The organism is Bacteroides timonensis, assembly GCF_000513195.1.
Taxonomy (GTDB): domain Bacteria; phylum Bacteroidota; class Bacteroidia; order Bacteroidales; family Bacteroidaceae; genus Bacteroides; species Bacteroides timonensis.
Map to the genome: position 1 here is coordinate 1 of NZ_CBVI010000196.1, position 2,275 is coordinate 2,275.

General features: G+C 48.4%; 3 protein-coding genes. All 3 read right to left on the reverse strand.

Going from position 1 to position 2,275, the window contains the following annotated elements:
• The coding region (tnpC, locus tag BN161_RS27735) for an IS66 family transposase (protein WP_044272570.1) at positions 1-1,396 on the reverse strand (1,396 nt) is incomplete at its 3' end.
• A gap of 76 nt (positions 1,397-1,472) precedes the next feature.
• The gene (gene tnpB / locus BN161_RS27740) at positions 1,473-1,838 is read right to left on the reverse strand and encodes an IS66 family insertion sequence element accessory protein TnpB (RefSeq protein ID WP_044272573.1); all 366 of its coding nucleotides are present in this window, start codon (positions 1,836-1,838) and stop codon (positions 1,473-1,475) included.
• Between the two features lie 3 nt (positions 1,839-1,841).
• A complete protein-coding gene (gene tnpA, locus BN161_RS27745) occupies positions 1,842-2,198 on the reverse strand; it encodes an IS66 family insertion sequence element accessory protein TnpA (protein ID WP_044272576.1) in 357 nt (118 codons plus the stop codon).
• Between the last annotated feature and the right edge of the window lie 77 nt (positions 2,199-2,275).

Below are 2,275 nucleotides of genomic sequence, written 5' to 3' on the forward strand. Positions count from 1 at the left end.
AAATTTCGTTATTATCCGGTCTGTAGCGACCGTCAAGATGGTACCTGGAGAGTTTGTCGAACCTTCCGTATGTATATTTTATGGCTTTTCCGATCGGACTGCCTTTCATTACTTTGGGATATTCATTGACCAGCCATTTCTCGAAGCGCACAAGTATGGGATATGCAAGACGTGCCCTAAGTTCAGCCCTCTGCTCATAGGTCAGGCATTCATCGTCAGCCTTGCGCTCCACGTCATAAAGCAGCTGTATCTGTGCAAGTGCATAGTCGGCACGTTGCATGTCATTCTTTCTTGCCTCCCAAAAATGTCTGCGCGCATGGGCCCAACAGCCAAGAAGGATAATGCCTTTCTTCGCGTCCAGCATCTCGTACCTTTCGTACCCGTCCGTCTGTATGGCTCCCCGGAACTTGCCGAAGAGTTTCAATACCACCTTTCCGCTCCGGGAGCCCTTGTCATAGTAAAAGAACTGGCGCCCGGTCATGACGCTGCGCACAAGCCAGATATAACCTTTGACCGTCTTGTGTCTCTCGTCATTCATCACGGGGATTGTCGTCTCATCCGACTGTATGTAGTCAGTCTGCATCACCAGCTCCCATAATCGGAAGTACAGGGGCCTTAGCAGATCCGCCACATCCTTGAACCAGTCGTTGACCGTTGACGCGGGGAGATGTACCCCCACACGCTTGAACTGTTCCAGTTGCCTGTGGAACGGTATGTGGTCCACGTATTTGCCTATCATCATGTCTGCCAGCAATGAGGCGGAGGCATAGCTCTTTGCTATCGGCATGACGGGAAGCGGGCCGGTCTTGAACTCGTCCGTACCCTTCCTTTTGGCTGTATGGCGCACTATCCTGCGGATATAGAACCTCTCGGGCTCGTGCATAAGGATCTCGGTCACTTCCTCTCCGGGAAGGAGCGTCCACTCCTCCGGATTATACCCTTCGGGATATATATGAACCTCTTCACGCTCAAGATTCTCCGGAAGGGATTTTCTCGCAGGATGTTGCCTCCCCGCTTTTTTGCGGGCGATGATCGCCTCCCTGGTAGCCTTCAGTTCCTTTTCCGCCTCCTCCGCGGCTTCGGCCTCCAGGGGGAGCATGTCGAAGCCTTCAAAATCCAGCCAGCGGTCCTGGGCGTCAGGCTTTATGAACTTTTCCGCCTTCTTCCCGTACAACTGCCGCTCAAGATAGGATACACGTTGTTCCAGAGTGTTGATTTTTGCTTCCTTTTGGGCGATTATGGCATCCTTGTCGGACAATAAAGCCTCATACGCATCCTTGTCCGCAGCTTCAGGGGGCTGTGTGGACACCATCTCCTTCAACCGGCTGTTTTCTCTATACAGACAGTCGCATTTGTGCATGAGATCCTTTATCAGTAATTCCTTATCGGTTGGCATAATCGTTTAATTATGATGCTAAGATACTAAAAAAACAGCCGGAATACGGCATTGTATATGTTATAATTTGTTACAACTACAACCCATGGAAACCACTTCTTTTATAACGCCTGACCTTGCTGCCGTCCATTCCTTGAACCATCATCACAAGGTCGTTCCAGAAGGTTTCAATCGCTTTTATCCGACCTTCCTCCGTATCTATGACCGGCAGATGGAAGTGCCCCTGTTCCAGTTTCATGTGGTATATCACCAGACCACCATATTCCATATGGAGGATTTTCATACAGGTACAATTCGCATTGATAAAAATGAAAGCGTCACCGTCACGTACATTCTTTCCCATCTGGTTGGTCACGATACCGCTAAGCGTATAAAAACTCTTACGCATGTCTGCCGGATACGGATAAAGATAATATCTGTTGGATTCATTCAAAGAAAACATAAGCTAGCGGTTTGAATTTAAAAATATCAGGGTTTGCAATACCTCCGGTGACAAAGGCCCGTTCAAGCGGACTGTGACACCATTGGGATAGGAGATCTCACATAGCGGCTGGGCGTTTATCGGTGGGCTGACCGGAGGTGCAGACAACTGGGATTTCTCCTTATGGGGAAGACTGACCTGGCCCCTATTGTTTACCTTCACCGGGATAAAGCCGCCTTTGCGCAACAGCTTGGAACGCCACTCATAGAAACGTTTAGGACGAATGCATTCATTCGAACAAAAATCCATAACTGACAGTCCGCTCGACTTGAAACGGGCATAAATAGATTCAAAATCTTCCATTCTCCATTGATGTGACATAATGATCGAGTTTTTTACTTTGGCTACAAAAGTAACATCACATTTTTAGAATAAAAGGGGGAGTTTATCGAATGCTT